The 7,324-nt window shown below is 38.1% G+C and carries 6 protein-coding genes; 1 reads left to right on the forward strand and 5 read right to left on the reverse strand.

Features of this window, described 5'->3' with window-relative positions:
* Positions 1-757: 757 nt before the first annotated feature.
* The 5 genes from H5232_RS21470 to H5232_RS21490 form a co-directional block, all read right to left on the reverse strand.
* On the reverse strand, positions 758-1,327 hold the full coding sequence (locus H5232_RS21470) for a DUF6985 domain-containing protein (RefSeq protein ID WP_182760973.1): 570 nt from the start codon (positions 1,325-1,327) through the stop codon (positions 758-760).
* A 545-nt stretch (positions 1,328-1,872) separates the two neighbouring features.
* Positions 1,873-2,214: a DUF6559 family protein gene (locus H5232_RS21475; RefSeq protein WP_182719565.1), complete on the reverse strand. Its 342-nt coding sequence runs from the start codon at positions 2,212-2,214 to the stop codon at positions 1,873-1,875.
* 404 nt (positions 2,215-2,618) lie between these two features.
* On the reverse strand, positions 2,619-4,502 hold the full coding sequence (locus tag H5232_RS21480; protein ID WP_259398791.1) for a CocE/NonD family hydrolase: 1,884 nt from the start codon (positions 4,500-4,502) through the stop codon (positions 2,619-2,621).
* Positions 4,503-4,680: 178 nt separating this feature from the next.
* Positions 4,681-5,688 carry a YCF48-related protein gene (locus tag H5232_RS21485; protein WP_182831485.1) on the reverse strand — a complete coding sequence of 336 codons (1,008 nt, stop codon included), beginning with the start codon at positions 5,686-5,688 and terminating at the stop codon, positions 4,681-4,683.
* A 112-nt stretch (positions 5,689-5,800) separates the two neighbouring features.
* Entirely contained in the window at positions 5,801-6,130 is a 330-nt protein-coding gene (locus H5232_RS21490; protein ID WP_259400172.1) for a membrane lipoprotein lipid attachment site-containing protein, read from the reverse strand.
* Between the two features lie 324 nt (positions 6,131-6,454).
* Here H5232_RS21490 and H5232_RS21495 point away from each other — a divergent pair.
* The coding region (locus H5232_RS21495) for an MFS transporter (RefSeq protein WP_182831486.1) at positions 6,455-7,324 on the forward strand (870 nt) is incomplete at its 3' end.

Consider the following 7,324-nt stretch of genomic DNA (forward strand, 5'->3'; position numbering starts at 1 on the left):
ATCGGCAAAATCATTAAGAACACAAAAGTGATCATTATCGCGTAATTTTCGTGATCAAAGCTTAATGAGAATAAGCGATCAAAGTTAATGCCATTGGGTGATCAAAGCTGGTGAGAATATGCAATCCCACTGTAATATCCAACGAGCCTTTAGCTTAACTCGTTTTTAATTTATGTTTATTGATGGTTAAACCATAGCTGAGCTCCTATATTGATTCAATCGTTTACTTCTATTTCATGTGAAATATAAAAAGAGGATTTACTGTTGCTTTAATTGCCGTTTTGAAAGGTATTACAGGTGTTTTAGGAAGTATTTTATGTAGATACCCACTTTAATTTATCTCTCAAAATTGAACCACAAAACTTGCCGTGTAGCTAAAAACCTAAATATTTCCACGCTTAAAATACTTATAAAAACTGATTATCGGAATCAAAATTTTAATTACAGACAGCCAAATAATTGCATTGTTGCGGTGTGAATGTTTAATTAATGATATTCAGCGCTAGGCTAATAACTTTCACTGTTACTAAGGTTCGCTCGTCGTTTCCAGCCTTAGCTTTCACAATAGCTCGTCTGTGAAGATAGTCGACCGACTGCACCATGGAATACACGAGTAAACTGCGTTATCAGTTTTAACCAGTTCTCAGGGCTAATATTGACTCGATCTAGTACAGGATCAGTGTGTTTAACTTAAAAGTAGGAGTCATACCAACTCTCGGCTCAACTGCCGAGATCAGATTACAACCGCTTGTTAGTGCTATTCCGCTGCATATGTTTTGACGATATTGCCATAATAAATATACTTATCCATGGATTTATCCGCGTAAGCATCAGAGTTATTTATGTGTCCATAACCCCCAACTTTAGCTAGATTCTTCCCGTCCTTGAAAGATATAGAAATCCCATGTTCAATCTCCCAATCGCATCCACCTGTAAATTGACAGAAAAATTCCTCAGTTATAGAGCTTCTGCTAATTGATAAAGATGATATATGTACGAACTCAAATATATCATCTTCATTCTCCTGAGCTGGCATATCTTCAAGGCACTCTTCTCCGACGTCTAAGACAAAGTCTCTATAGTATGCGAATAGGTGCTCCTTGAGATATTCTCTGTCACCTTTGTCCAGAGCCAATGTATTATTTAGTGTTTTCTCTAATTCAGATTTGAATTCATCTAATTCTTGATCATTGAAATCAAGTCTTATCTGAAGCTTTGAGTTGTTCAGAAAAGGGATCGATAATTCCGAAGAAAGCCAATCATACCATTCTTCATCGTATTCACTTTTCACTTTAGTAAAAACTATGTTTCCGATCGCTAATTTCATACGATTTCTCACGAAGAACTAACGAGCCTGTAGAATTACTCGTTTTTAATTTATTTTTATTGATGCATTAACCATAGCCGAGTTCCTATTTTGATTCAATCGTTTACTTCTATTTCATATGAAATATAAAAAGAGGACTTAGCGTTGTTTTAATTGCCGTTTTGGAAGGTATTGCAGGTGTTTGAGTGGCTTATTTGAGGTGATAATGGCTCACACTAATTAGTGCGTCGTGTTTTGCAGTTTTTCTAGATTATGAACAAGGCAATACAGTTGCCGCAGAATGACGTGAAGGCATTCACTTCTATTTATCCACGTAAGGGCAACTGTTTATGCTTTTACCAATAATGAAGCCAGCAGCCTTGAATAATGCCATGATCAGGTTAACTGATGAATGTCTCGGCTCTGGCATCCTGCTTCGCTCTACCTTCTAAATCCATTTAGTCGAAGTGCCTCAGCGATCCCAAAAGGATACGGGAAAAAACTGGCTGCGATGAAATCACAATAAGAGATTACTGCGTAACGCGCCTATATGTGTTGTGCATAAATTAGTCACCGCCACCAGAGTCGCTGCTAGAAAAACCTCCATCACCCCCTCCGCCATAATGTGAAGAACCAAATAGAGCACCAAAAAGCCCAACTCCAGTTACGGAAGTAATTGTATTGTTCATTGACTCGCTAGATTCATTAACAGGTGTATTAGCTTTGAAAGTTGCAACATCACAATACATTAAATATGCATAATGAATATGCCTTTTATCAAAGCCCATTTCATCAATGGTTTTATCAACTTGACCTTTGGCATACGTTGCTGAACCGCCATACCTTTTAGCTAATGCGGGACGAAGTTTGTATTTATACTTTCGAATCGTTGAATTTTTACCAAACATTGTTGAAACTCCCTTTACGCCTAACGTCTTATTGAACACCATTTTGGTGGCTTATAACACCTCAAAACGGCCTATATTACATACTCTGATAATTCTATTAATAATTACCTTTGTAAACAAGTAATTAAAATAGCTAAAATCAAGGCTTGTTATTTTGCATCAAAACAGCAGTGAATAATGTTATCGGGCAAAATTAAAATATTTATGGCGGTGGGGCTAAATTTAACTTATACCAATATCTGCATACAGCTCACAACTGTCTATCAGATGAAATATAAACCGGTGTGTCAAAACTTTAAGATCAGGTAGGTGCTACTACAGTTAATAACCACCAGCTGATAAACATATTTATCAGCTGGCAATTATTATTTGTTTCTCATTCAAGAGCAGTAGCTACAATTTAACTAGTGCCCTATAACTTTAAATGAAATCGAACTTGGGTATTGCTCACTATGGTAAAGTTTATGTTGCGCTTTTACGAAATCTTCAGCCTTGGCTTTAAAGATATTATCAACATACTTTTGTGGGTTCATATCCATAAATGGAAACATGCTACTTTGAACTTGAATCTGTAACTTGTGCCCGCGTTTAATGGTATGTAAAACATCCAGTAATTCAAAATTAACTAAAGTGGGTTTATTTGCCTCAAATGGTTTGGGCTCACTCATGCTGTCTCTAAAACGACCACGAATAATGCCCCATCTAACTAATTCGTGGCGGTTACCTGTGGCTTCATCAACTTTGTTAGTGGATTCATCCATACCAGGAAATACATCAACTAGTTTTACTACAAAGTCCGCTGCACTTTGGCTGGTAGAAACATACAAGTTTAGATCTATAGCACCTGCAATAGTTTGATCTTCTTTAGCTACATCACTATTAAATACTAATACATCGGTACGTCGAGCTGTAAAACGCTGATCTTCAGCCATATAAGGTCGATCCCAACCTCGACTTGTATGTGCAGAGTGTGGCACGGGTTTATTAGGGTCGCTAATATAATCGCTCGAACCACCTTGCTTATCTGTTGAAGTTAATAATTGCTCGTTGTTACCAAGATAAAGCGTCACATCGCTCGTTTCTTTTGGCGGCCAAGTATCAAACTCACGCCATCTGTTGGCACCCGTTTCAAAAATCGTCGCTTTCGCTAAAGACGCTTCTTTAGTGCCTTTTAAATTATGCTTAAAAAATGGCAGTAATATATGCTCTTGGAACCACTCACTGGTATCAAAGCCAAAATTAGCTTCGCCCATTTTGTCGCCTTCTCCGCGATTCCACTGACCGTGATACCAAGGGCCCATAATGATATGTACATTATCTTTTTTATTGTGCTTAGACATTTTTTGATAGGTCGCTAATGGCCCATACAAGTCTTCAGTGTCATACCACCCACCGACAATTAGTGTCGCTGGCTTTACATTATCAAGATGTTGCAAAACATCACGCTTTTGCCAAAACTCATCATAATTAGGATGCTCAGTTAATTCATTCCAAAAAGGACGCTCGCCATTAAAATATTTTTTATTTACGTTTGAAAGCGGGCCTAATTTACGGAAAAATTCATAGCCATCGGGTGTTGTAGAATCCATTCCTTCAGGCCAATAAGCAAACTGACCTTCCCGTTGTTTATCAAAGGTATCGAAAAAGATAAATGCCATTGGTGTTGAAAAAGCTCCGTTGCGATGAAAGTCATCATAAAACCAGTTAGCAATAGGAGCCTGTGGTGAAATCGCTTTTAATGCTTTGTGACTATTAATTGCAGCCACCGACGTGTAGTAACCAGGATAAGAGGTACCCCACATGCCTACTTTGCCATTGTTGTTTGGGATATTTTTAACTAGCCAGTCAATGGTATCGTAAGTATCGGTTGCATCATCAACCGCTTTACCACCTTTGTCTCCGGCATCTTGAGGACGCATATTTACATAGCTACCCTCAGACATAAACTTACCGCGAACATCTTGAAAAACAAAAATAAACCCTTCTTCTTCAAAAATCTCACTGGGCCCTAACTTGGCTTTATACTTATCTACACCATAGGGAGCAACACGATACGGCGTGCGTTGCATCATGATTGGATATTTACTTGATTTATCATAAGGTACATAAACCGCTGTAAATAATTTAGTACCATCGCGCATTGGTATTTGGTACTCGTATTTAGCATAATGAGAGCGAATATATTCAGCTCTTTTATCTTCCTGCTTATTTTCTTCTGCTTGTATGAAGCTTGCAAAAATTAAACAGCAAAATAACCCTATAAATTTTGTCATTTTATTATTTTTCATAAAGTACCTTCATAGTTAGTTTAACTATGTTTTTATTGATGAATTTTCAATCTAAACTTACTATAGCCAAAAGTGTGATGCCATAACAACGCGCTAAAGTAGGCTAAATCAGCGATAAAAGCCGATAACCTCTGAAAAATAAAGCCTTTAAGCACTAGTGACTCTTTAATCAAACTAATTATTCAGTCGGTATTATTAAAACAGCTACTTTGCCCTCAGAACCTGCAAATAAAAAACGAGCATTACTGGCGCTTAATGTAAAATAACCGGTATTATCATATTTTGGATTAGCAAGTGGTTGCCACGTATTTCCTTGATCGTATGAAATGTCACTGCCTGTTTTACCCGTTGCAATGCAAGCGAATGCGTTACATGCCATCGCACTTCTTAGTCCACGGTCACCCGATTTAACATGTTTCCAACGATTTTTTATAACGTCATACCGTGCCATATTTGGATAGTTTTTGTCACGTTGCAGGTAATCACCACCAACAACAAATAAATCATCATCACTATTCAAAGCCAGACCATAACCACCAGCAGTATCCGCGCTACGATACAAAGGAACACTTTTCCTTAGCCAAAATAGTCCACCATCATTTGAGTGATAAACAGAAGCCGACTTTCCACCCGTTGTTAACCACGCTTGATTATCTTTTCCTACAATGAGTGTATTACCACTGGCGGCAAATGCGGACTCTGAAGGTATTAAGCTAGGTAAATTTACTTTATCGGTTCGTGTCCATGTTTTGCCGCCATCTTGTGTACGTTTAACTACATAATAACCATCGACAGGATCACCCATTAATAAACCATTGTCTTGATCCCAAAATGCAATTGAATCAAAAAAACCTGCCTGATCCTGATTCTGTAACAATAATTGCCAACTTTTACCTGCATCTGTTGTTTTATATAATGAAGACTGTTTACCTGAGCCAACACTCATTACAATCGCGGTTTGCGTATCAAACACCGCAATATCACGAAAGTCATTATTTATGCTGCTTTTAACACTGCGATCATGCCAATGTTTACCGCCATCTTGGCTCACCCATACACTATTATTGGTACCTGTGACCCACAACGATTGATCAAATATCGCCGAACCACGAAGTGAAGGCTTACCATCAATCAATGTATGCTGAAAGCCATCAACTTGCTGAGCAATAGCTAAGTGGCTAAACACAAAAAAGTCAGTACACAGAACGCTGTTAAGCTATGAAACGCTGTTATTATCATTATGAATCACCGATACCAATTAGTTTATTTTATAGTAGTTAACATAAACGCAGAGTAAGTTAGTCATCCGTCCTTGTTAATCTTACTCCATCAACAACCATTGACCACTGCCCATCGCTAAAAAATGGTGGTTGCGAAACCTCAAAAGTTGTATTCATTATAAGCATATCAACTAAGAAATTATCGCCATCAAACTCATCAACGGATGATGAAATAGAAGTTCCACCTCGTTGATAGTCAAAAGTTCCATCTGGGAGTATTTCTAGATACATGCCAGGACCTTGCCAATAACCTATATAAGCAAACTTATCTGCGGGTATTGGCTTACTGCAAGCACTCAGTGCCAACATAATAAATAAAGTGATAACTATTTTTTTCATTCGTTTCATTGAGACTTCGCTAAATTAGGTAATTCAGTGTAGCAATAAACACCTCACACTTACTACTTGTGTATCGATAAATTAATACAAATCATAGTAATAGCGTATCCATTAGATTGATGAGTGACTTTATTGCACACTCAACCATAACGTGTCTATTTTACTACAAGCGTCACCGTAACATTCGCTAAAAAACCAAGTAATAAATGCTTAGTACTCAATACTTATCCGAATATAGTTAATAGTAGAAAGGCTTAACTACCCATTTACTACTTGGAAAATACATTTAGTTACTCTAGTATCAACTTGTCTAGGCTAACTATTTGCATTTAAATGAAATCATTTCCTTCGCTGTATTTTGCTAATCTATTTTTAATTATTGGCACCGGTTTACTCACCACCTATTTAGCCCTCTATTTAGGGAAAAATGGCATCTCGACCTTTTGGATCGGGTTAATGACCTCATGTTATTACATGGGTTTGTTGCTTGGCTCAAAGCTTGGTTATCACCTTATTAAATCGGTCGGCCATATTAGGACCTTTGCAGCCAGTACCGCCGCTGTTTTAGCGTGCGTTGCAGCACACGGCGTTAGCGATAATATTTATTTATGGTTAGCCCTGCGACTATTTGTAGGCCTTGGTATGATGTGTAACTACATGGTGCTCGAAAGCTGGCTCAACGAACAAGCTGCACCAGAGTCTCGCGGGCGAGTGTTTTCGTTTTATATGATCACCTCTTATCTGGGTATGATTTTAGGTCAATTTGCATTAGCCGAATTCCCAGAGCTTGGCTATGCACCACTATTTTTAGTGTGCATGGCGCTGGCAATTGGCATTATTCCTATTTCAATCACTCGTAGGATTCACCCCAAGCCATTAAAACCAATTCAAGTCAGTCTGCTTGACTACTTTAAAAAAGTACCGCAATCACTTACAGCTGTTCACTTTGCGGGTATTATAAATGGCAGCTTTTACGGCCTTGCACCAACATTTGCCAAGTTATCTGGGTTTAATTCGTCAGAAATTGCCATTTTTATGTCTGCCACTATTTTTGCAGGTCTGATCGCGCAATGGCCAATGGGGATATTGTCGGATAAAATACGTCGTAGCGTGTTGATCCGCACCAATGCGGTTGCGATTGGTGTAGTTAGCTTGGCTTTATTTTTGCTACCTATTACGCAAACACTCGCCTTTGCACTCACT

Source organism: Pseudoalteromonas sp. SG41-5, assembly GCF_014164495.1.
GTDB classification, from domain to species: domain Bacteria; phylum Pseudomonadota; class Gammaproteobacteria; order Enterobacterales; family Alteromonadaceae; genus Pseudoalteromonas; species Pseudoalteromonas rhizosphaerae.

What these genes read in the sequence shown, in the direction of transcription:
- H5232_RS21470 (WP_182760973.1), bottom strand. Translation starts at nt 1,327, where the DNA reads ATGAAATTAGCGATCGGAAACATAGTTTTTACTAAAGTGAAAAGTGAA.
- H5232_RS21475 (WP_182719565.1), bottom strand. Translation starts at nt 2,214, where the DNA reads ATGTTTGGTAAAAATTCAACGATTCGAAAGTATAAATACAAACTTCGT.
- H5232_RS21480 (WP_259398791.1), bottom strand. Translation starts at nt 4,502, where the DNA reads ATGAAAAATAATAAAATGACAAAATTTATAGGGTTATTTTGCTGTTTA.
- H5232_RS21490 (WP_259400172.1), bottom strand. Translation starts at nt 6,130, where the DNA reads ATGAAACGAATGAAAAAAATAGTTATCACTTTATTTATTATGTTGGCA.